At 39.5% G+C, this 23,854-nt stretch carries 13 protein-coding genes; 11 read left to right on the top strand and 2 right to left on the bottom strand.

What is annotated here, in order from left to right:
- Position 1: 1 nt before the first annotated feature.
- From nusG to HC176_RS04050, 8 genes are all read left to right on the top strand, one after another.
- Positions 2 to 556, top strand: a complete 555-nt coding sequence (gene nusG, locus HC176_RS04085) for a transcription termination/antitermination protein NusG (RefSeq protein WP_167916911.1) — start codon at positions 2 to 4, stop codon at positions 554 to 556.
- A gap of 71 nt (positions 557 to 627) precedes the next feature.
- Complete coding sequence (gene rplK / locus HC176_RS04080) at positions 628 to 1,065, top strand: 50S ribosomal protein L11 (protein WP_167916910.1); 438 nt, start codon at positions 628 to 630, stop codon at positions 1,063 to 1,065.
- 19 nt (positions 1,066 to 1,084) lie between these two features.
- On the top strand, positions 1,085 to 1,774 hold the full coding sequence (rplA, locus tag HC176_RS04075) for a 50S ribosomal protein L1 (RefSeq protein ID WP_167916909.1): 690 nt from the start codon (positions 1,085 to 1,087) through the stop codon (positions 1,772 to 1,774).
- 20 nt (positions 1,775 to 1,794) lie between these two features.
- Entirely contained in the window at positions 1,795 to 2,316 is a 522-nt protein-coding gene (gene rplJ / locus HC176_RS04070; protein WP_167916908.1) for a 50S ribosomal protein L10, read from the top strand.
- Between the two features lie 66 nt (positions 2,317 to 2,382).
- Positions 2,383 to 2,760, top strand: a complete 378-nt coding sequence (gene rplL, locus HC176_RS04065; RefSeq protein ID WP_167916907.1) for a 50S ribosomal protein L7/L12 — start codon at positions 2,383 to 2,385, stop codon at positions 2,758 to 2,760.
- A gap of 124 nt (positions 2,761 to 2,884) precedes the next feature.
- A complete protein-coding gene (gene rpoB, locus HC176_RS04060; protein WP_167916906.1) occupies positions 2,885 to 6,697 on the top strand; it encodes a DNA-directed RNA polymerase subunit beta in 3,813 nt (1,270 codons plus the stop codon).
- Positions 6,698 to 6,781: 84 nt separating this feature from the next.
- On the top strand, positions 6,782 to 11,083 hold the full coding sequence (gene rpoC / locus HC176_RS04055; RefSeq protein WP_167916905.1) for a DNA-directed RNA polymerase subunit beta': 4,302 nt from the start codon (positions 6,782 to 6,784) through the stop codon (positions 11,081 to 11,083).
- 96 nt (positions 11,084 to 11,179) lie between these two features.
- Positions 11,180 to 11,497 carry a DUF3467 domain-containing protein gene (locus tag HC176_RS04050; protein ID WP_139697966.1) on the top strand — a complete coding sequence of 106 codons (318 nt, stop codon included), beginning with the start codon at positions 11,180 to 11,182 and terminating at the stop codon, positions 11,495 to 11,497.
- Between the two features lie 62 nt (positions 11,498 to 11,559).
- Here the strand turns inward: HC176_RS04050 and HC176_RS04045 are convergent, their stop codons facing one another.
- Positions 11,560 to 11,838: a (4Fe-4S)-binding protein gene (locus HC176_RS04045; RefSeq protein WP_167916904.1), complete on the bottom strand. Its 279-nt coding sequence runs from the start codon at positions 11,836 to 11,838 to the stop codon at positions 11,560 to 11,562.
- 133 nt (positions 11,839 to 11,971) lie between these two features.
- Positions 11,972 to 13,561: a peptide chain release factor 3 gene (locus tag HC176_RS04040; RefSeq protein ID WP_167916903.1), complete on the bottom strand. Its 1,590-nt coding sequence runs from the start codon at positions 13,559 to 13,561 to the stop codon at positions 11,972 to 11,974.
- A 398-nt stretch (positions 13,562 to 13,959) separates the two neighbouring features.
- On the opposite strand from HC176_RS04040, the gene HC176_RS04035 reads away from it, so the two are divergent.
- Genes HC176_RS04035 through HC176_RS04025 form a run of 3 tightly spaced genes read left to right on the top strand, consistent with a single transcriptional unit; the run spans position 13,960 to position 23,846 of the window.
- Positions 13,960 to 20,925 (top strand): DUF7507 domain-containing protein, encoded by a 6,966-nt coding sequence (locus HC176_RS04035; protein ID WP_167916902.1) that lies wholly within the window; start codon positions 13,960 to 13,962, stop codon positions 20,923 to 20,925.
- Positions 20,926 to 20,937: 12 nt separating this feature from the next.
- On the top strand, positions 20,938 to 21,873 hold the full coding sequence (locus HC176_RS04030) for a PorP/SprF family type IX secretion system membrane protein (RefSeq protein ID WP_167916901.1): 936 nt from the start codon (positions 20,938 to 20,940) through the stop codon (positions 21,871 to 21,873).
- 11 nt (positions 21,874 to 21,884) lie between these two features.
- Positions 21,885 to 23,846, top strand: a complete 1,962-nt coding sequence (locus HC176_RS04025) for an OmpA family protein (protein ID WP_167916900.1) — start codon at positions 21,885 to 21,887, stop codon at positions 23,844 to 23,846.
- The last annotated feature ends 8 nt before the right edge of the window (positions 23,847 to 23,854 follow it).

The raw sequence follows: 23,854 nt of genomic DNA, 5'->3' as shown, positions 1-23,854 counted from the left end.
TATGTCTGAAGTAAGTGATAAAAAATGGTATGTAGTTCGTGCCGTAAGTGGTCAAGAAAACAAAATCAAAACCTATATTGAGAATGAAATCGCTCGATTGGGTATGCAAGATTATGTTGACCAAGTACTGGTTCCTACTGAGCGCGTAGTTCAAATCCGTAACGGAAAAAAAATTCATAAGGAAAAAGTATTTTTCCCTGGTTATATCATGATTCAAGCCAACTTAACAGGAGAGGTGCCGCATATTATCCGTTCGGTAACCAACGTTATTGGCTTTTTGGGTGAGACCAAAGGTGGAGACCCTGTGCCGTTAAGACAATCTGAGGTAAACAGAATGTTAGGTAAGGTTGACGAATTGGCTGTTGAAGAAAGTGCCAATGTTGCGATTCCTTACACTAAGGGGGAAACAGTTAAAGTTATTGATGGGCCATTCAACGGTTTTGATGGTACTATTGAAAAGATAAATGAAGAAAAGCGTAAGCTGGAGGTAATGGTTAAGATTTTCGGAAGAAAAACACCTTTAGAGCTCAGCTATATGCAGGTTGAAAAAGTATAATAATTGTTACACTAGATAAATGATGCGTTTTTAGCTTCCACAATAAAACGTATCGACTTAAATTATTAAAAATGGCAAAAGAATTAAGTAAAGTAGTTAAGTTACAAGTTCGGGGAGGTGCTGCGAATCCGTCGCCACCGGTTGGACCCGCTTTAGGTGCTGCTGGGGTAAACATTATGGAGTTCTGTAAGCAATTTAATGCTAGAACCCAAGATAAAGCTGGTAAAGTATTACCGGTGGTTATCTCTGTTTACAAAGACAAGTCGTTCGACTTTGTTATTAAAACTCCTCCAGCTGCAGTACAATTATTAGAAGCGGCCAAGGTGAAAAAAGGTTCAGGTGAACCAAACCGAAAAAAAGTAGCTAAAGTATCTTGGGACCAGGTTAAGGCCATCGCAGAAGATAAAATGCAAGACTTAAATGCATTTGAAGTAGAATCTGCTATGAAAATGGTTGCTGGTACAGCAAGATCGATGGGAATAACCGTAACAGGAAAATTTCCTTCTTAATCTATTAAAGCATTAAAAAATGGCAAGATTAACAAGAAAGCAAAAAGAGGCTTTAGCGAAGATTGAAAAAGGAAAGGTGTATTCATTAGATGAAGCATCTGCCCTAGTTAAAGAAATTACCAATACCAAGTTTGATGCATCAGTTGATATCGCTGTGCGTTTGGGTGTAGATCCACGTAAAGCTAATCAAATGGTAAGAGGTGTTGTTTCACTTCCACATGGTACTGGTAAAGATATGAAAGTATTAGCATTGGTAACTCCAGATAAAGAAGCAGAGGCTAAAGAAGCAGGTGCGGATTATGTTGGATTGGACGAGTACCTTGATAAAATTAAAGGTGGTTGGACAGATGTAGACGTTATCATTACTATGCCAAGTGTAATGGGTAAATTAGGTCCTTTAGGACGTGTGTTAGGTCCTCGTGGCTTAATGCCAAACCCAAAAACTGGTACAGTAACTATGGATGTTGCAAAAGCAGTTAGCGAAGTAAAAGCTGGTAAAATCGATTTTAAAGTTGATAAAACCGGTATTGTACACGCTGCCATTGGAAAAGCATCATTCAGTGCTGATAAAATTGCTGGAAACGCAAATGAATTAATTCAAACACTTATTAAATTGAAACCAACAGCTGCAAAAGGAACTTATGTGAAGAGCATCTTTATGTCTTCTACCATGAGCCCAAGTATTGCGGTTGATCCTAAGGTTGGTTAATTTAAGTTAAAACTTTTATTATGACAAGAGAAGAAAAATCACAAGTAATTGAGGACTTAACTGCAGAATTAGCCGAAAATGCCAATATCTATTTAACCGATATTTCAGGATTAAACGCAGGAACTACCTCAGATTTACGTCGTGCCGCATTTAAGGCTAACGTGAAAATGGCAGTTGTTAAAAATACATTGCTTGCAAAGGCCATGGAAGCTTCAGACAAAGAGTTTGGAGATCTTCCTTCGGTATTAAAAGGGAATACATCTGTGATGTATGCTGAGGCAGGTAATGCACCGGCTAAGTTGATAAAGAACTTCCGTAAAAAATCTGAAAAGCCTTTATTAAAAGGAGCATTCATCGAGGAAGCGATTTACATTGGCGATGACCAACTAGATACATTGGTTGATATCAAGTCTAGAGAAGAGTTGTTAGGAGAAATTGTAGGATTGTTACAGTCTCCAGCCAAAAACGTTGTGTCTGCTCTTAAATCGGGTGGAAACACAATTGCTGGTGTTATTAAAACGCTATCTGAAAGAGAAGGATAGTATTAAGCAGTACGCACTTTATTACAAATATATTATTTAAAAAAAAATCATTAAAACGATAGAAAAATGGCAGATTTAAAAGATTTCGCAGAACAATTAGTTAACCTTACTGTAAAAGAAGTAAACGAGTTAGCAACTATATTAAAAGATGAGTATGGTATCGAGCCTGCTGCTGCTGCTGCAGTTGCTGTTGCTGGTCCAGCTGGTGGAGGCGACGACGCTGGTGAAGCTCAAACTGAGTTTGATGTAATCTTAAAAGCAGCTGGTGGTTCTAAATTAGCAGTTGTAAAATTAGTTAAAGAATTAACTGGTTTAGGATTAAAAGAAGCTAAAGGTTTAGTTGATGAGGCGCCAAGCGCTATCAAAGAAGCAGTTTCTAAAGATGAAGCTGAGGCTCTTAAAACTCAATTAGAAGAGGCAGGAGCAGAGGTTGAGCTTAAGTAAGCTTAGCACCAAAAATTCATAACGGTTTAGGTCTGGAGAAGGAATCTCTGAGACCTAAACCATTTTGCGTATATAACGAGTAGATACGCTTTTACTATTTTTTTAATCAAAATTCCGTCCATTGATGTTGTCAACACAAGCTGAAAGATTAAATTTCTCCTCTATTGTAAATAGAACGGAATATCCCGACTTTTTGGATATTCAGATTAAATCCTTCCAGGATTTTTTCCAATTAGAAACTAAATCTGAAGAAAGAGGTGATGAAGGGCTTTATAACACCTTCATGGAAAACTTTCCAATTACAGATTCACGTAATCAATTCGTATTAGAATTTTTAGATTACTTTGTAGATCCACCAAGATATGCCATTGAAGAGTGTATTGAAAGAGGACTTACTTACAGCGTTCCGCTAAAGGCCAGGTTAAAGTTATATTGTACGGATCCTGAACATGAAGATTTCGAGACCATTGTCCAGGATGTTTACTTAGGAACTATTCCTTACATGACGCCCAGTGGAACTTTTGTTATTAACGGTGCCGAGCGTGTAGTAGTATCGCAGTTACACCGTTCGCCGGGAGTATTCTTCGGGCAGTCGTTCCATGCCAACGGAACAAAATTATATTCAGCAAGGGTTATTCCATTTAAAGGATCGTGGATTGAGTTTGCTACAGATATCAACCAGGTAATGTACGCCTATATCGATAGAAAGAAAAAGTTACCGGTTACTACACTTTTCCGTGCTATTGGGTTTGAGCGTGATAAGGATATCTTAGAAATTTTTGATTTGGCCGAAGAGGTTAAAGTATCAAAAACAGGTTTAAAAAAATACACAGGTAGAAAATTAGCGGCGCGTGTGCTTAACACATGGCACGAAGATTTTGTTGATGAAGATACAGGTGAAGTAGTATCTATCGAGCGTAACGAAATTGTTTTAGATCGTGATACGGTTTTAGATAAAGACAATATCGAAGAAATTATCGAAGCCGATGTAAAAACCATTCTTTTACACAAGGAATCGAACGAGCAAGGTGATTACGCCATCATCCACAATACGCTACAAAAAGACCCTACCAACTCAGAAAAAGAAGCGGTAGAGCATATCTACAGACAATTACGTAATGCCGAGCCGCCCGATGAGGAAACTGCTCGTGGTATTATCGATAAATTATTCTTTAGTGACCAACGTTATTCTTTAGGGGAAGTAGGTCGTTATAGAATGAACAAAAAATTAGGTCTTGATATCGGTATGGATAAGCAAGTGCTTACCAAAGAAGATATCATTACCATTATAAAATATTTAATCGAGCTGATCAACTCTAAAGCTGAGATTGATGATATAGATCACCTTTCTAACCGTCGTGTGCGTACCGTAGGTGAGCAGTTGTCACAACAGTTTGGTGTTGGTTTAGCACGTATGGCACGTACCATCCGTGAGCGTATGAACGTTCGCGATAACGAGGTATTTACACCAATCGATTTGATTAACGCGAAGACTCTTTCTTCAGTAATCAACTCGTTCTTTGGTACTAACCAGTTGTCTCAATTCATGGATCAAACCAACCCGTTAGCAGAAATTACGCACAAGCGTCGTCTTTCTGCACTTGGGCCTGGAGGTCTATCGCGTGAAAGAGCAGGTTTCGAGGTACGTGACGTTCACTATACTCACTACGGTCGTTTATGTCCTATTGAAACGCCTGAAGGTCCAAACATTGGTTTGATTTCTTCACTTTCGGTTTTTGCCAAGGTAAATTCAATGGGCTTCATCGAAACACCTTACCGTCCGGTAGAAAATGGTGTTGTTGATATTAAAAACGAACCAATCTATTTAAGTGCAGAGGAAGAAGAAGAAAAGTTGATCGCGCAAGCTACCGTTAAAGTGGATGGTGAAGGTACTATTCTTCATGATAAAGTAATTGCACGTATGGAAGGTGACTTCCCGGTAATTGATCCTAAAGAGATTCATTATACCGATGTTGCGCCAAACCAAATTTCATCTATTTCGGCATCATTGATTCCGTTCTTGGAGCATGATGATGCGAACCGTGCCTTGATGGGATCAAACATGATGCGTCAGGCTGTTCCATTATTGCGTCCAGAATCGCCTATCGTTGGTACTGGATTGGAGCGCCAAGTGGCTTCAGATTCGCGTGTATTGATTAATGCTGAAGGTGACGGTGTTGTAGAGTATGTTGATGCCAAAGAAATTCGTATCAAATATGATAGAACCGAAGACGAAGCTAAAGTTAGTTTCGACAGCGATGTGAAAGTTTACCCATTGGTAAAGTTCAGAAAGACTAACCAAGGTACGTCAATAAACCTTAAGCCTATTGTGGTTAAGGGTGATAAAGTAGCCAAAGGACAGGTATTGTGTGAAGGTTACGCTACCCAAAAAGGGGAGTTGGCACTTGGTAGAAACATGAAAGTAGCCTTCATGCCTTGGAAAGGGTATAACTTTGAGGATGCGATCGTGATTTCTGAAAAAGTGGTTCGTGAAGATATATTCACATCCATCCATATTGATGAATATTCTTTAGAAGTAAGAGACACCAAACTAGGTAACGAAGAGTTGACTAACGATATTCCTAACGTTTCGGAAGAGGCTACAAAAGACCTTGACGAAAATGGTATGATTCGCGTTGGTGCCGAGGTAAAACCTGGCGATATCCTTATTGGTAAGATTACTCCAAAAGGAGAGTCTGATCCAACACCTGAAGAAAAATTATTACGTGCCATTTTTGGTGATAAAGCGGGGGATGTAAAAGATGCATCGTTAAAAGCTTCGCCATCATTAAATGGTGTTGTAATTGATAAAAAATTATTTGCCAGAGCGGTAAAAGATAAGCGTAAAAGAGCTCAGGATAAAGATGATATCTTGGCTTTGGAAGCTCAATACGACAGAAAGTTTGACGAACTGAAAGATGTTTTGGTTGAAAAACTTTTTGCCATCGTAAACGGAAAAACGGCTCAAGGTATTTATAACGATTTAGGTGAAGAGGTATTACCAAAAGGTAAGAAATTCACTTTAAAAATGCTTAACGCTGTTGATGATTACGCCCACTTGGTATCTGGAAAATGGACAACAGACGACCATACCAACCAATTGGTGGCCGATTTGATTCACAACTACAAAATCAAGGAAAACGACTTGCAAGGTGCTTTGCGTCGCGAGAAGTTTACCATTTCTGTGGGTGATGAATTACCATCAGGTATCATCAAATTAGCGAAAGTTTACATTGCTAAAAAACGTAAATTAAAAGTAGGCGATAAAATGGCAGGACGCCACGGTAACAAAGGTATTGTTGCCCGTATCGTTCGTCAGGAAGATATGCCTTTCTTGGAAGACGGAACACCGGTTGATATTGTATTGAACCCATTAGGTGTACCATCTCGTATGAACATTGGTCAGATTTATGAAACCGTTTTAGGTTGGGCCGGACAAAAATTAGGTCGTAAGTACGCTACGCCTATTTTCGATGGTGCCAATATCGATCAAATCAATGCATTAACAGACGAAGCTGGAATTCCAAGATACGGACATAGCTACCTTTACGATGGTGGTACAGGTGAGCGTTTCGACCAGCCCGCTACAGTAGGTGTGATTTACATGCTGAAATTAGGACACATGGTTGACGATAAAATGCACGCACGTTCTATCGGACCTTACTCATTAATTACTCAACAACCATTGGGTGGTAAAGCCCAATTTGGTGGTCAGCGTTTTGGTGAGATGGAAGTTTGGGCACTTGAGGCTTATGGCGCATCAAGTACCTTACGCGAGATTCTAACTGTAAAATCTGATGATGTTATTGGTAGAGCCAAAACTTACGAAAGTATCGTTAAGGGAGAACCAATGCCAGATCCAGGATTGCCAGAATCTTTCAACGTTTTAATGCACGAGTTGAAAGGTTTAGGTTTGGATATTAGATTAGAAGAGTAAAATTTTTAACGGTTGTTAGTTGTTTGTTGGTAGTTGTTAGAACCAGCAACCAACAACCAACAGCCAACAACTAATTCAAAAGAAATGGCAAGAAAACAAGATAAAAATACAGTAAAGAGGTTTAATAAAATCTCGATTGGTTTAGCTTCACCAGAGTCTATTTTAGCAGAGTCTAGAGGCGAGGTTTTAAAACCAGAGACCATTAACTACCGTACGCACAAGCCAGAACGCGATGGTTTATTCTGTGAGCGTATATTCGGCCCGGTAAAGGATTACGAATGTGCCTGTGGGAAGTATAAAAGAATCCGTTATAAAGGAATTGTTTGCGACCGTTGTGGAGTAGAGGTAACCGAAAAGAAAGTACGTCGCGATAGAGTAGGGCACATTAACTTAGTTGTGCCTGTGGCTCATATTTGGTACTTCCGTTCTTTACCAAACAAAATAGGTTATTTATTGGGCTTACCATCTAAGAAATTAGATATGATTATTTACTACGAGCGTTACGTAGTAATTCAGCCTGGTATTGCCAAAAATGAAGAAGGTGAACCATTACAAAAAATGGATTTCCTCACGGAAGAAGAATATTTGAACATTTTAGAATCACTTCCGCAAGACAACCAATATTTAGATGATTCAGACCCTAACAAGTTCTTGGCTAAAATGGGTGCTGAGTGTTTAATTGAGTTGTTGGAAAGAATTGATTTAGAATCATTATCATACGAATTACGTCATAAGGCCAACACCGAAACGTCTAAACAGCGTAAAACTGAAGCGTTGAAGCGTTTACAAGTGGTGGAGTCTTTACGTGAGTCGAACCAAAATCGTGAAAACCGCCCAGAGTGGATGATTATGAAGGTTATTCCAATCATCCCGCCAGAATTGCGTCCGTTAGTGCCGCTTGATGGTGGTCGTTTTGCGACTTCAGATTTGAACGATTTATACCGTCGTGTAATCATTCGTAACAACCGTTTGAAAAGATTGGTTGAAATTAAAGCGCCTGAAGTAATTTTACGTAACGAGAAGCGTATGCTTCAAGAGTCGGTAGATTCATTATTCGACAACACTCGTAAATCATCTGCGGTAAAAACCGATTCTAACCGTCCGTTAAAATCATTATCCGATTCCCTAAAAGGTAAGCAAGGGCGTTTCCGTCAAAACTTATTGGGTAAACGTGTAGATTATTCGGCACGTTCGGTAATTGTTGTAGGACCAGAATTAAAATTACACGAATGCGGATTGCCAAAAAATATGGCAGCCGAACTTTACAAGCCTTTCGTCATTAGAAAACTGATTGAAAGAGGTATCGTAAAAACGGTAAAATCTGCAAAGAAAATTATAGATAAAAGAGAGCCAGTGGTTTGGGATATCTTGGAAAATGTTCTTAAAGGACACCCGGTATTACTGAACCGTGCTCCTACGCTTCACCGTTTGGGTATCCAAGCGTTCCAACCTAAGTTAATCGAGGGTAAAGCGATTCAATTACACCCATTAGTGTGTACGGCATTTAACGCGGATTTTGATGGTGACCAAATGGCGGTGCATTTACCACTTGGCCCAGAGGCTATTTTAGAGTGCCAGTTATTAATGTTGGCGTCTCACAATATCCTTAACCCAGCGAATGGTTCGCCAGTAACGGTACCTTCTCAGGATATGGTACTTGGTCTGTACTACATGACCAAAGAGCGTAAATCTACTCCAGAAGTGCCAATTAAAGGTGAAGGGTTAACATTCTATTCTCCAGAAGAAGTTGAAATTGCTTTCAATGAAAAGCGTGTAGACCTGAATGCTGGTATCAAGGTAAGAACGCTTGATATTAATGAAGAAGGAAAACTGGATAGAATGATTGTTGAAACTACTGTAGGGCGTGTGTTGTTTAACCAACATGTACCTCAAGCCGCAGGTTTCATCAATACGGTATTGACCAAAAAATCGCTGAGAGATATTATTGGTGATATTTTAAAGGCAACTTCGGTTCCTGAAACAGCCGAGTTCCTTGATGCGATTAGAACCTTAGGTTTCCAATTCGCTTTCCAAGGTGGTCTGTCGTTCAGTTTAGGTGATATTATTATTCCACCGGAAAAACAAGAAATGATTGATAAAGCCAATGGATTGGTTGACGGTATTACTGGAAACTATAACATGGGTCTTATCACTAACAACGAGCGTTACAACCAGGTGATTGATATCTGGACTTCAACGAATGCTGAATTGACCGAATTGTCTATGAAGCGTATTCGTGAAGACCAACAAGGATTCAACTCTGTGTTTATGATGCTTGATTCTGGAGCTCGTGGATCTAAAGAACAGATTCGTCAGCTTACCGGTATGCGTGGTTTGATGGCTAAGCCGAAAAAGTCGAATGCTGGTGGTGGCGAGATTATTGAAAACCCTATTCTTTCTAACTTTAAGGAAGGTCTTTCAATTTTAGAATACTTTATTTCAACGCACGGTGCTCGTAAAGGTCTTGCGGATACCGCACTTAAAACTGCCGATGCGGGTTACTTAACTCGTCGTCTGGTAGATGTATCTCAAGATGTGATCATCAATACTGAAGATTGTGGAACGTTGAGAGGTGTTGAAGTAGAGCCATTGAAGAAGAATGATGAAGTTGTTGAAACTTTAGAAGAAAGAATTGTTGGCCGTGTATCATTAAACGATGTGCACAACCCATTAACAGATGAGTTATTGGTTGCTGCAGGTGAGTTGATTGATGATAGAATTGCTAAGAACATCCAAGCCTCTCCGTTAGAGAGAATCGAAGTACGTTCACCATTAAGCTGTGAGGCTTTACAAGGTATCTGTGCGAAGTGTTACGGACGTAACCTGGCTACCGGTAAAATGGTACAGCGTGGTGAAGCTGTTGGTGTAGTTGCTGCCCAATCTATTGGTGAGCCTGGTACACAGCTTACATTGCGTACATTCCACGTTGGTGGTATTGCAGGTAACATTTCAGAAGATAATAAATTAGCCGTTAAGTTTGACGGTATCGCTGAAATCGAAGACTTGAAAACCGTTAAAGGTCAGGATGGTGAAGGTAACGAAATTGATATCGTTATTTCTAGAACCTCTGAACTTAAATTGGTTGATAAGAAAACAGGTATTGTTTTAAGCAATAACAACATTCCTTACGGTTCTACGCTTCATATTAAGAATGGACAGGAGCTTTCAAAAGGTGATGTAGTTTGTACCTGGGATCCATATAACGGTGTAATTATTTCAGAATTTGCTGGTAAAGTGAAGTATGAAAACATCGAGCAGGGTGTGACTTACCAAGTAGAAATTGATGAACAAACCGGTTTCCAAGAAAAAGTAATTTCAGAATCTAGAAATAAAAAGCTGATTCCAACGCTTCACATTGAAGATAGCAAGGGTGAAACCATTCGTTCCTACAACTTACCGGTAGGTTCTCACTTAATGATTGACGATAACGAGAAGGTTAGCGTTGGTAAGATTTTAGTTAAGATTCCACGTAAATCGGCCAAAGCGGGTGATATTACAGGTGGTCTTCCACGTGTAACCGAGTTGTTCGAGGCACGTAACCCATCTAACCCTGCGGTTGTAAGTGAAATTGATGGTGTGGTTTCTTTCGGAAAAATCAAGCGTGGTAACCGTGAGATTATCGTAGAATCTAAACTTGGAGAGGTTAAGAAGTACTTGGTTAAACTTTCAAATCAAATTCTTGTACAGGAAAACGATTATGTAAAAGCCGGTATGCCACTTTCAGATGGTTCTATTACGCCTAACGATATCTTGGATATCAAAGGTCCATCTGCGGTACAGCAATACTTGGTTAACGAAGTACAGGAAGTTTACCGTTTACAGGGTGTAAAGATTAACGATAAGCACTTTGAGGTGGTTGTAAGACAGATGATGCGTAAAGTTAGAATCATTGATTCTGGTGATACGATTTTCTTAGAAGATCAATTGGTTCACAAGGCTGATTTCATTCAAGAGAACGATGAAATCTTCGGAATGAAAGTTATCGAAGATGCTGGAGATTCTGTTAAGCTTAAGGCCGGACAGATTATTTCACCACGTGAATTGAGAGACGAGAATTCTATTTTACGTAGAGAAGATAAACAATTAGTAGTGGCCAGAGATGCCAAGCCTGCAACGGCAACGCCAATATTGCAAGGTATTACCAGAGCATCGCTACAAACTAAGTCGTTTATCTCTGCAGCATCCTTCCAGGAAACCACTAAAGTACTTAACGAGGCCGCCGTAGCCGGTAAAGTGGATACTTTAGAAGGATTGAAGGAAAATGTAATTGTAGGACACAGAATTCCTGCAGGTACAGGTATGAGAAGCTATTCTGATATCATTGTTGGCTCTAAAGAAGAGTTTGACGAAATGATGCAGGTAAAGCAAGAATTGAATTATAATTAATAGTCATTCCCGCGAAGGCGGGAAGCTATAAATCACAACAAAAGCCTTCAAGTATTTATTACGAGAAGGCTTTTTTAATTAAACATTAAAAATATTATGGCAGACGAAAAAGACCAACCAAAACAAGGTCAAATTAATATTGAGTTGGACGAAAAGGTAGCAGAAGGTACGTATTCGAACTTAGCAATCATCAACCATTCGGTTTCTGAGTTTGTAGTGGATTTTGTAAATATTATGCCGGGCGTCCCCAAGAATAAGGTAAAATCGAGAATTATTTTAACACCACAGCATGCTAAGCGTTTACTGAAGGCTTTGGGCGATAATGTAGCCCGTTTTGAGAACGCACATGGGGAAATTAAAGATTACGAACAACCACCCATTCCATTAAATTTTGGTCCTACAGGGCAGGCTTAATTTAAAAATATCAAGGACGAAACTTTGTTTCTGTTCTATAAAGGCAAAAAAAAGCCCTTGATTTAATAAGCAAGGGCTTTTTTAGCTTTTTGTTTTTGTTCTTCCTTTGAAACTTTAACTGGTGGGTTTTTATAATGAAATTTTAAAGCACCAGTGGGACATCGGTTTACTTGTTCCTGAATGGCTTCAGCCGGTGCACCCTCGAGGTCAACCCACGGTATAACCGAATCCATAAATACTTCAGGAAGCTCTTTGTAGCACCTGCCAGAAAGTTTGCAAGTGCACGGGTCGTAAGTTACAGTAACCTCTTTGTTACTGAATTTGTTCGCATTGATTTCCATGGTTTAAGCAATTTGGGGACGATTTAGTTGATACTTAAAGTTATTAAACACTTTCATAGAATCCTTAAAAAATCGTTCAAAAATTAAAAACAATAGTTAATTAGAAAATATACTTAGTTAAACGGTTACTTTATTAATTAAATTCTGAAACAAAATGAAATTTTAAGCTCGGGTACTTTTGCTGACTCATTTGTAAAGAAAACGGTGAGTCTGCTAAAAATACCAATTGTCCATGTTTGTCTTTGGCCAAAAAGCGTTGTTTTACCCTTAAAAAGTCTTTGTATTCTTCACTTTTTTCATCTTCGGCTTCAACCCAACACGCTTTGAATACATTCAAATTTTCATAGGTACATTTGGCGCCGTATTCGTGCTCCAATCGGTATTGAATCACTTCATATTGAAGGGCACCTACAGTACCGATTACCTTTCGGCCGTTTAGGTCTAGGGTGAAAAGCTGGGCCACTCCTTCGTCCATCAATTGGTCAATCCCTTTGTAAAGTTGTTTCGATTTTAATGGATCGGCATTATTGATATACCTAAAATGCTCAGGAGAAAAGCTTGGTATTCCTCGATAGTTTATTTCTTCGCCTTCGGTGAGGGTATCACCAATTTTAAAGTTTCCGGTGTCGTGTAAACCGACAATATCCCCCGGATACGATACGTCAACAATTTCTTTTTTCTCGGCGAAAAAGGCATTAGGACTCGAAAATTTCAGCTTTTTGTTGTGCCTAACATGTAGGTAAGGCTTGTTCCGTTCAAATTTACCTGATACTATTTTTACGAATGCCAATCGGTCTCGGTGGTTAGGATCCATATTGGCATGGATTTTAAACACAAACCCAGTGAATTTGTCTTCATTTGGCTCAACCAATCGCTCTTCGCTCTGTTTTGGTCTGGGCTTTGGAGCAATTTCAACAAAGCAATCCAATAGTTCCCTAACACCAAAATTATTTAAGGCCGAACCAAAAAACACGGGTTGTAGATTTCCTTTTAAATAGTCGTCTTTATTAAATTGAGGATAAATACCTTCCACCAATTCAATTTCTTCACGCAACGTATTTGCCGCTTTTTCTCCTACTAACTCATCCAGTTCCGGCGATGACAAATCAGAAACCTCAATAGTTTCTTCTATATTTTTTCGGCTGTCGCCACTAAATAAGTTGATGTTTTTTTCCCAGATATTGTATATGCCTTTAAAGTCGTAGCCCATTCCAATGGGGAAACTTAAAGGGGAAACAGTCAATCCCAGTTTTTGCTCGATTTCATCCAAAAGGTCGAACGCATCTTTTCCTTCGCGATCCAATTTGTTGATAAAAACAATCATGGGGATGTTGCGCATACGGCAAACTTCAACGAGTTTTTCGGTCTGTTCCTCAACCCCTTTCGCCACATCAATCACTACGATAACGCTATCAACAGCAGTTAACGTTCTAAAAGTATCTTCAGCAAAATCCTTGTGACCGGGCGTATCGAGAATATTGATTTTAATACCATCATACTCAAAAGCCAATACCGAAGTGGCCACCGAAATACCACGTTGGCGTTCAATTTCCATGAAATCGCTCGTGGCTCCCTTTTTTATTTTATTGCTTTTTACGGCACCCGCTTCCTGAATCGCGCCACCAAAAAGAAGCAATTTTTCGGTTAAAGTGGTTTTACCAGCATCGGGATGCGAAATGATACCAAAAGTTCGTCTGCGCTGTATTTCTTTTAAAAAACTCATAACTGTTTTACAAATGGGTTGCAAAGATACTATTTATTAATACAATAGAAACCTATGCATAGTGTACTTTTTCGGCTTCTTTTGTGAAAGATTTGTTGTCTATAAAATGTAGGTTAAAGTCGTTTAAATTGTAATTATTTATGATGTATTACATCGAAAAAACAACATTTAATTTGTGTTTGTAAGAAATATATGTTTTTTTTGAATTGTGTTATTCGTACTAGAATAAAAAATCCTTTTGGATTTTAAACTTAGTTCTAGATCATTTTAACTTCTCTCTATTCGTATTTAAGACTAAGGTTTTTCGTTTTAAGCAATTGATTTCTTTCTATTTAGTGTTTTTAAGTGACACTAAATAGAGAAATACAAAATATAGTTAAACCCAAACCTTTTTCATTATGAACAAAACTACCTATACAAGTTCTTTACTTGTTAAATTTTCAAAAAAAACAAAGCCCATAATCGTTTTTATGGCGTTAATGTTTGTGCTCTCTGTAACTTCAAATGCAATAGCTAATCATAAAAATGGAGCTATTAGCAATTTTATTCCACCGGTTACAGTGCCCTGTAATACCGATTTGCCGGTACCGATTACATCATTAAACTATTCCGATTTATCGGTTTCCACCAATACAACAGGTATTTGTGTTGTTGGTTGTGGTATTGCTGATGAAGACAATATGATTGATGCTGATGAAGCAAATTCAGCCAGTGTTTCAACTTTAATAGGTTTGGGGGTTACCCATACCATTAGGGTTACCGATAACACGGTCGATGAGTTTTATACAGCAGGTAGTTTTGCAGGTTTTTTAATAGAAAACAGCTCGGTGCTTCAAGCCGACTTGCTGGATGCCGTTGTGGTAAGAACGTATTTGGATGGTGTAGAACAAGAAAGTAACACCAGTGCATCTTTAGCCGCAATAGGGAGTACCTTATTAGGTGCCGATCAGTATTATGTGGGTTTCCATACAACTGAAAATTTTGATGCCATTGAAATTTCCATCTCAAGTTTGGCAGGAGTGTTGTCCACAACAAATGTGTATCATGCCGTAACCAATAGTTTTTGTGCGGGACCAGTTTTGCAGTGCAACGTGCCAACCCTTTTGGCTAAACCCGATTTTTCTGCAAGAATAGTAGAAGAACATACCGGAATAGGTGGAGTATTAAGTGTTGGTAGTGTAATTGATGCCAATAATGCTATAGATTCCAACGCTAATACCTTTGCTAGTATTGATTTTACTGCAGGAGTGTTGGCAACCGGTAATTTGGCGATAAAAGATGAGTTGGTAGATTATCCAGAAGGTACTTATGCTGGGTTCGATATAGAAAATGCATCTGTTCTAAATTTAGACTTATTAGAAGGGGTTACCGTAACAACCTACCTAGATGGCGTTTTGCAAGAAAGCCAAACAGGTAATGATGAGCTATTGTCGGTCGATAGTGGCTTATTGTTTACGGGAACACAACGTTGGCAAGTAGGTTTTGTTTCAACTTTGCCTTTTGATGAAGTTCAACTTAGTATTCAGCAAACTCTTGCTTTAGATTTAGGAAGTACTAGGGTTTATGGTTTGGTGCTGCAATCTTTTTGCGAAGGTATATTAGAATGCAGTACAGCAACAGTATTAAATAACCCATCGCAACCTGTAATTATTAATAGTGTAAATACGGGAGTGGATGGTTTAGCATGTGTAGGTTGTAAGGTAGGCAACGCCACACATGTTATTAATGAAAATAATACTGATTTTGCTTCTATAAATCTAACAGCAGGAGTTGCTAATACGGCTTCAATTGGAGTTAAAAATGTGTTGGAAACCTTTCCTTCGGGTAGTCACGCTGGATTTGTAATTAGAGATACCAATGATTTATTGCAGGTCGATTTGTTGAACTCTTTGAGCGTTACAACTTATTTAGGTGGTGAAGAACAGGAATCAGAAACAGGAAGTGGGCTTTTAGCTTTAGAAGCTTTAGGGCTAGTAGAGATAACCCCATCATCAACCGATGGCTTTAGTTTGGTTGGTTTCAGAACTACCACGACATTCGATGAGTTGCGTTTAACTGTCGGCTCGCTTGTAGGTGTTGTTAATAGTATCGAGGTGTATGGAAGCTATGTAGATAAATCCATTATTATTGAAGGTACGGTGGGAAGTGAGACCGCAATCGGTGCTTCCGACGGAACAATTTCTGTAAGTGCAGAAGGTGGTACGCCACCTTATTCATATTCATGGAGCCCAGGCGGTCAATCTACCCCGTCAATTTCTGGACTATCAGCGGGAACTTACTCGGTAACGGTAACCGATGCAGAAGGCTGCCAATCTACCGCCGAGTTCATTGTATATACCGATGGTGTTCAATATCCTGTGCCCTGTAACACAGAAAATCCTGTGCCGATAACCCATGCCGGATTTACCGATTTAACCGTTACAGAAGATACCAATGGTATAGCCGCAACGGGCTTGGATAATATTATCGATGCCGATGTAACTAATTATGCCGAGATTTCAACAACGTTAGGTTTAGGGGTTTACCATACTATTTCAGTAACAGATAACACGGTAAGCGAATTTTTTGAATCTGGAGGCTATGCAGGGTTTTTGATTGAAAACAGTGCTTTGCTTCAAGTGGATTTATTAAATGCCATAACCGTAACAACTTACCTGAACGGCGCTCAGCAAGAAACCAATACCAGTACTTCACTTATAGCTTTAAATAGCCCAATTTTGGGTTCGGGCCAATCGTATGTTGGGTTTTATACCACTATGGATTACGATGAAATTGAAATTTCAATTGCCAGTTTAGCCGATGTATTGTCAACAACAAGAATATATCATGCCGTAACCAGTAGTTTTTGTCCAGGCCCAGATTTAGAATGTAATACGGTAACCAGACTCACCAAACCCAATTTTCCAGTTCGCGTAGTTGAAGAGCATACAGGAACAGGTGGTTTGTTAACATTGGGCGGCGTAAACGATATTAATAGAGCTATAGATTCCAACCCTAATAATTATGCCACTATCGATTTGTTGGCGGGTGTAGCAGGGACAGCCTCTATTGCTTTTAAGGATGAACTTACCGATTACCCTGCAACTACTTACGCCGGATTCGATATTGAAAATGCCTCTGTTTTAAGCACCGATTTACTTGATGCTATAACCATAACCACCTATTTGGATGGTGTTCAGGTGGAGTCTAAAACGGGCACTACCGAATTGGTGCCTGTAGATTCAGGTTTATTGTTAACTGGAAGCCAATCTATACGTTTGGGGTTCGTTACAACCCAACCCTTTGATGAGGTGCAACTGTCATTAAATCAATTGGTGTCTTTAGATTTAGGAAGTACACGTGTTTACGGTATGGTTTTACAAACGTTCTGCCCCGGAACCATTAATTGCGACGAGCCTTATGTGCTTTCAAACCCTAGCGATTCGGTAATTATAAATAATGATAATACAGGTACCGATGGTGTTGCGTGTGTGGCTTGTGAGGTGGATAATGCGGTAAATGCCATTTCTGAAGATACTTCCGATTTTGCATTAATTAACATTGTGGCCGGGGTTGCGGGAACAGCATCTCTTTCGGTACAGGACGTCCTTGCCGATTACCCTGTCGGTACTGAAGCAGGTTTCGTCATTAGAGACACAAACAATTTATTACAAGCAGATTTATTAAATGCTTTAACCATCACAACCTATTTGGATGGCGTTCAGCAAGAGCAACAAACAGCTAATAATTTATTGGCTTTAGAGGCTTTGGGGCTGGTAAATATAACACCAACTACAACCGATAGTTTTTATGTTGTAAAGTTTACTACTACCCTAAGTTTCGACGAGGTGCAATTAACGGTTGGTTCTTTAGTTGGGGTGATAAATTCTATTGAAGTTTACGGTGCTTATATCGATACCACCAATACAACATTCTGTGACCAAGCAGAAATTGCTTTAGTAAAACAAGGTGTTGTTAACGATGAAAACGGAGATGGCTGTACCGATGTAGGTGAAACCATAACTTATACTTTCATTTTAACTAACCAAGGCAACATCAGCATAAACACGATAGTGATAAACGACCCTCTTCTGGGCGGCAATATAGCAGCTGTCCCAACAGGCGATAATGGCGATAATATGTTGGGGGTTAATGAAACATGGGTTTATACCTTAAACTATACTATCACACAAGATGATATCGATGCTGGCTCGGTAACCAATCAGGCCACCGTAGCTGGAACAAGCACGGGAGGAGACCCTGTAAGCGATTCCTCAGACGATGATAGCATTACGGAAGATGACCAAACAGTAACCCCACTATGCCAAGAAGAGGCCATAGCGCTTATAAAGCAAGGAAGTGTTAATACGGCCGAGCCAAGTGGTTGTGCGGTAGAAAACGACACTATAGATTTTGTATTTACGGTTACCAATGAAGGAAATACAACCCTAACATCGGTAAGTTTAAGCGATCCGCTGTTGGGTGGTGCCATTGCAGCTATACCGACAGGCGATGACGATAGTGACGGTGAGTTGGATGTCAATGAAACTTGGGTGTATTCAGTACCTTATACCATTACAAGCAGCGATATAACTAATGCTGAAGTAATTAACCAAGCTTTGGTAGAAGCCATAGGCGTTTCAGGAAATCCGGTAACAGATTTATCAGATGATAATAGTGTTTTGGAAGACGGCAGTACTACCGTCGATTTGTGTCAAACACCTGCCATTGCTATCATAAAAACAGCAACTTTAAATGATGCCGATGCCGATAATTGCAGTGATGCCAGTGAAACGCTTACCTATACGTTTACAGTAACCAATCAAGGTAATACAGGCTTGCAAAATGTGGCTTTAACCGACCCAATGTTTCCAAACGCAGGAGATATTAGCTTAGATTCTGGCGATTTAAATACAGATAATATTTTAGATGTAGGCGAGATATGGGTGTTTACAGCCAATTATACCTTAACCCAAGCAGATATCGATTTTGGGTCAATAAGTAACCAGGCAAGTGTTAGTGGGGAGTCTTCGTTGGGAGTTGTAGTATCTGACCTATCGGATAACGATAATATTACAGAAGATGATACAACAGAAACGACCTTGTGCCAATCGGCCAATATAGCTCTTATAAAAACAGGCGTTTTCAACGATACTAATGGTGATAGTTGTAGCGATGTGGGCGAAACGATTACTTATACATTTTCGGTGACTAACCAAGGAAACGTGAGTATTGCCAATGTGGTGCTGGACGACCCACTATTGGGTGGGTCTATAGCACTGTTATCAGGTGATGATGATGCCGATAACGAGTTGGACGTTACCGAAACGTGGATTTATACTTCTAATTACACGATTACCCAAACCGATATCGATACCGGTTCGGTAAGCAATCAGGCCACAGTAACTGGAATAAGTACGGGAGGTGCAGATGTGAGTGACCTATCGGATGACGATAGCATTTTGGAAGATGATATTACAGAAACGGTTTTATGCCAATCGGCCAATATAGCGCTTATAAAAACAGGTGTTTTAAACGATACCAATGGCGATAGTTGTAGCAATGTAGGCGAAACGATAACTTACACCTTTACGGTGACTAATCAAGGCAACGTAAGCATTGCCAATGTGGTGCTGGACGACCCACTATTGGGTGGGTCTATAGCACTGTTATCAGGTGATGATGATACCGATAATGAGTTGGACGTTACAGAAACGTGGATTTATACTTCAGATTATAGCATTACCCAAGCAGATATCGATACCGGGGTGGTAAGCAACCAGGCTACCATAACCGGAACTGGCGTAAACGGATTAAATGTCAGCGATTTATCGGATAACGACAGCATTATTGAAGACGAAAACACAGAAACAGCCTTGTGTCAATCTGCCGGTATTGCTCTAATAAAAACAGGTATTTTCAATGATGCCGATAATGATAGTTGCAGCGATGTAGGCGAAACGATAACTTACACCTTTACGGTGACTAACCAAGGAAACGTGAGTATTGCCAATGTGGTATTGGACGATCCGTTGTTGGGCGGAGCCTTGGCCTTGGCCTCTGGCGATACCGATGCCGATAATGAGTTGGACGTTACAGAAACTTGGATATATACTTCCAATTATACGATTACTCAATCTGATATTAGCATTGGATTAGTGAGCAATCAGGCCACTGTAACGGGAACAAGTGCAGGTGGTGTAGGTGTTAGCGATTTATCAGATGATGATAATATTGCTGAAGACGATACTACTGAAACGACCTTATGTCAATCCTCAGATATCGCCTTAATTAAAACAGCAATATTCAACGATACCAATAATGATGGTTGTAGTGATGTGGGCGAAACAATAACCTACACCTTTACGGTGACTAACCAAGGAAACGTGAGTATTGCCAATGTGGTATTGGACGATCCGTTGTTGGGCGGAGCCTTGGCCTTGGCCTCTGGCGATACCGATGCCGATAATGAGTTGGACGTTACAGAAACTTGGATATATACTTCCGATTATACAATTACCCAATCCGATATCAATATGGGATTAGTAAGCAACCAAGCAGTGGTTGTTGGTACAAGTACTTTAGGTGTTGATGTTAGTGATTTATCAGATGACAATAGTATTTTGGAAGACGATACAACTGAAACCCCACTTTGTATCCCTAGTGCCATTTCACTTGAAAAAGTAGGCGTGTTCAACGACGAAAACGGTAGTGGCGCAGTACAGGTTGGCGAAACCATAACTTATACATTTACGGTGTATAATACAGGGAAGGTAACTCTTTATAATATCAACATTCAGGATCCTCTTCCCGGAATTGTAATACAAGGTGGTCCTATTGCCCAATTGTTACCTGGAGAGTCAGATAGTTCAACATTTACAGCCGTTTATACCGTAGAGGAAGGAGATTTATTTGATTTAACAGTGACTAACCAAGCGACTGTAACTGCAGAAGATGTTTTGGGCAACCCAGTAACAGACACTTCAGATGATCCTAATAATTTGGAAGATATAGACATCAATAATGATGGTGAACCCGACGACCAAACCGTAATTAATTTACCGGGCATTTTGGGGGCCAATTTTGAAATATTCAATGGTATTACTCCAGATGGTGACGGGTTAAACGATTTCTTTTTAATAGAAGGGATAGAAAATTACCCAGATAACACCCTTAAAGTTTACAACCGTTGGGGCGTGTTGGTTTACGAAACCGAAGGGTATGGTATTAATGGTAAGGTGTTTAGAGGATTGTCTGATGGGCGAGTAACGGTCAATAGAAATGAAGAGTTGCCTACTGGAACTTACTTCTACATTTTAACACGCCGAGTAACCAATCAAGACCCCTTAACTAACCAAGGATATTTATACATAAAAAGAAAATAAACCCAAACTACCATGAAATATTATTTAATACTACTCTTATTGCTTATAAGTGTAAGCATAGGATATTCACAGCAAGACCCACAATACACGCAGTATATGTACAACACGCAGATTATTAATTCTGGTTATATAGGATCAAAAGATGCGTTGGGTTTCGGTTTGCTGTACCGAACGCAATGGGCCGGATTTGACGGTTCCCCAAAAACAGGAAGTTTCACCTTTAATACCCCGTTGGGCGACCATAAACGAAATGCTTTAGGGGTTTCAATTGTTAGCGATAAAATAGGTCCTTCAAACAATACTGTTTTTGTGGTAGATTATGCCTATTCGCTAATACTGGCCGAAAATTCTAGGCTGTCATTTGGTTTAAAAGGGGGGGGCGACTTTCTTGATATCGACTACTCAAGGCTGAATCTGGCCGATGATAACGACCCACATTTTGGACAAAATGTAGATAAAAAAGTGCAGCCACAAGTGGGGGCGGGTATTTATTACAATACAGATAGAATGTACTTGGGGGTATCCGTTCCAAATTTTTTAAACTCTAAGCATTACAACTCGGACAATATAGATGATGTTGATGCTGAGGTTTTGGCAGTAGATCGTTTGCACTATTTTTTAATAGCTGGTTACGTGTTTGATATTAGCGATAATATAAAATTTAAACCTGCTACCATGTTTAAATGGGTAAGTGGTTCGCCTTTACAGGCCGATGTTTCTGCTAATTTTTTGTTCAATGAGAAATTTACCCTTGGGGCGGCCTACAGGTGGGATGCTGCCATTAGTGCCATGGCCGGATTTCAAATTAACAACCAGTTGTTTATTGGTATGGGGTACGATTTTCAAACCACCGACATTGAAAAGTATAGTGACGGTTCTTACGAAGTGTTCTTAAGGTTCGACCTATTTAACAAAACAGAACGTATACTAACCCCAAGATTTTTCTAAACCTTCAGATTATGAACATTACTACATATAAATATACATTGTACCTTTTCACCATTCTTTTTAGTCTGAATACCTTTGGGCAAATAGGCAAAGTAGAAAAGGCAAATGAAAAATACGATAAATACGATTATATCGATGCCCGAAAAATTTACTTAAAAGTGGTCGATAATGGTTATCGCTCTGCTGAAATTTATCGCAAATTGGGTGATACCTATTACTTTAACAGCGATTATAGTGGTGCGGCCAAATGGTACTATCAAATCACCAAGGAGTTTCCGGAAGAAGCGGAGACCACAGACTATTTCAGGGCGGCCAAATGCTTTAAAACCATGGGCGAACTGGAAGAATCAAAAAGGCTGATGGATATATACAAAGTAAAGGGCGGAACAGCTATAAACGTGAGCACCTACGAAAACATAGCCGATACCTTGTTTAAAAAACGTGTTCAGGATAAAGTATTCGAAATAGAAAGAATAGCGGTAAACACTAATTATTCAGACTTTGGTCCGGCGTTTTATGGTGAAAACTTGGTGTTTTCATCCAGTAGCGGTTCAATGGGGACTTTCGAGAGTAAGTCGGTCGATTTATCCGGCTGGGACAATCAACCGTTTTTAGATCTGTACCAAGCTACTCCCGATAAAGATTTAAACTTGGTAAACGCAAAAGCCTTAAAAGGCAGTGTAAATTCACCATACCACGAGTCAACAGCTGTATTTACTAAAGATGGTAATACCATGTATTTTACCAGAAACAACTATTTAGACGGTAAAAAAAGAAGGGATAAAGACCACGTTATAAGGCTCAAAATTTTCAAGGCAACCAAAACAGGCGATACTTGGGGAAATATAATAGAACTGCCTTTTAACGACGATAGTTATTCCGTAGGCCATCCAGCATTGAACCCTAACGAAGATAAGTTGTATTTCGCTTCCGATATGCCCGGCACCTATGGTATGTCAGATATTTGGTATGTTAAAATATTGGGAGACGATATTTATAGCAACCCTGTAAATATGGGCGATGTCATTAACACGCCCGCTCGCGAAACGTTCCCTTTTGTTAGTGACGACAAAAACCTCTATTTCTCTAGTGATGGCCATACAGGAATGGGAGGCTTGGATATTTTTGCGGCAAAATTAACTGAAGATGAAGATGGACATGGTGAGATTTCAACATTTTCTGCTCCAATAAACAGCTCTAAGGACGATTTTAGTTTCATTATTAAAGAAGGTAGAATAGGCTATTTAGCATCCAACAGAGACGGTGATGAGGGGAGTAAAAGCGACGATATTTATCAAATATGGGAACATTGCGAAATTGTAATACAAGGCCCGGTGACCGAAGAAAAAACAGGAAACCTCATTCCTGGAGCAGAAGTCACACTAATTGATTCAAATAATGAAGAAATTGAAACCCTAGTTGTTGGAGATGATGCCATCTTTACCTTTACCTTAAATTGTAACGAACAGTATTTGATCAGAGCAAAAAAGGAAGGTTACGACCCAAAAGAACAGGTAATAGAAACACCGAAAAATCCAAAAACCATAGAGATGCCCATTACTTTAAATATCCCTATGAATTTGAAACCGACCGATCCTTGTCCGCCAAACGATTTAGGTTGTAGGTTAACGCTTCAACCCATTTATTTTGATTATGATAAATCAAATATTCGCCCAGATGCAGAAATAGAACTGGCTAAAATTCTAACAGCTTTAAACGAATACCCCACATTAAAAATTCATATAGAGTCTCATACCGACTCTAGAGGGCGCGATGCCTACAACCTTAAACTGTCTCAACGTAGGGCACAATCCACCTTGCAGTGGCTTTACAACAAAGGTGTAGGTAAAGAAAGGCTCTCGGCCAAGGGTTATGGTGAAACCCGATTAATTAATAGCTGTTCCAATGGAGTGGAGTGTACCGAAGATGAACACCAATTAAACAGAAGGTCGATGTTTATAATTTTAGATTAAAACAATCG

Source organism: Tamlana crocina (assembly GCF_012037625.1).
The sequence above is the reverse complement of the archived record's forward strand: the minus strand, read 5'-3'. Positions and strand labels throughout refer to the sequence as shown.

What these genes read in the sequence shown, in the direction of transcription:
- HC176_RS04040 (WP_167916903.1), bottom strand. Translation starts at nt 13,561, where the DNA reads ATGAGTTTTTTAAAAGAAATACAGCGCAGACGAACTTTTGGTATCATT.
- HC176_RS04050 (WP_139697966.1), top strand. Translation starts at nt 11,180, where the DNA reads ATGGCAGACGAAAAAGACCAACCAAAACAAGGTCAAATTAATATTGAG.
- HC176_RS04045 (WP_167916904.1), bottom strand. Translation starts at nt 11,838, where the DNA reads ATGGAAATCAATGCGAACAAATTCAGTAACAAAGAGGTTACTGTAACT.
- HC176_RS04025 (WP_167916900.1), top strand. Translation starts at nt 21,885, where the DNA reads ATGAACATTACTACATATAAATATACATTGTACCTTTTCACCATTCTT.
- rplK (WP_167916910.1), top strand. Translation starts at nt 628, where the DNA reads ATGGCAAAAGAATTAAGTAAAGTAGTTAAGTTACAAGTTCGGGGAGGT.
- HC176_RS04035 (WP_167916902.1), top strand. Translation starts at nt 13,960, where the DNA reads ATGAACAAAACTACCTATACAAGTTCTTTACTTGTTAAATTTTCAAAA.
- rplJ (WP_167916908.1), top strand. Translation starts at nt 1,795, where the DNA reads ATGACAAGAGAAGAAAAATCACAAGTAATTGAGGACTTAACTGCAGAA.
- HC176_RS04030 (WP_167916901.1), top strand. Translation starts at nt 20,938, where the DNA reads ATGAAATATTATTTAATACTACTCTTATTGCTTATAAGTGTAAGCATA.
- rplA (WP_167916909.1), top strand. Translation starts at nt 1,085, where the DNA reads ATGGCAAGATTAACAAGAAAGCAAAAAGAGGCTTTAGCGAAGATTGAA.
- rplL (WP_167916907.1), top strand. Translation starts at nt 2,383, where the DNA reads ATGGCAGATTTAAAAGATTTCGCAGAACAATTAGTTAACCTTACTGTA.
- rpoC (WP_167916905.1), top strand. Translation starts at nt 6,782, where the DNA reads ATGGCAAGAAAACAAGATAAAAATACAGTAAAGAGGTTTAATAAAATC.
- rpoB (WP_167916906.1), top strand. Translation starts at nt 2,885, where the DNA reads ATGTTGTCAACACAAGCTGAAAGATTAAATTTCTCCTCTATTGTAAAT.
- nusG (WP_167916911.1), top strand. Translation starts at nt 2, where the DNA reads ATGTCTGAAGTAAGTGATAAAAAATGGTATGTAGTTCGTGCCGTAAGT.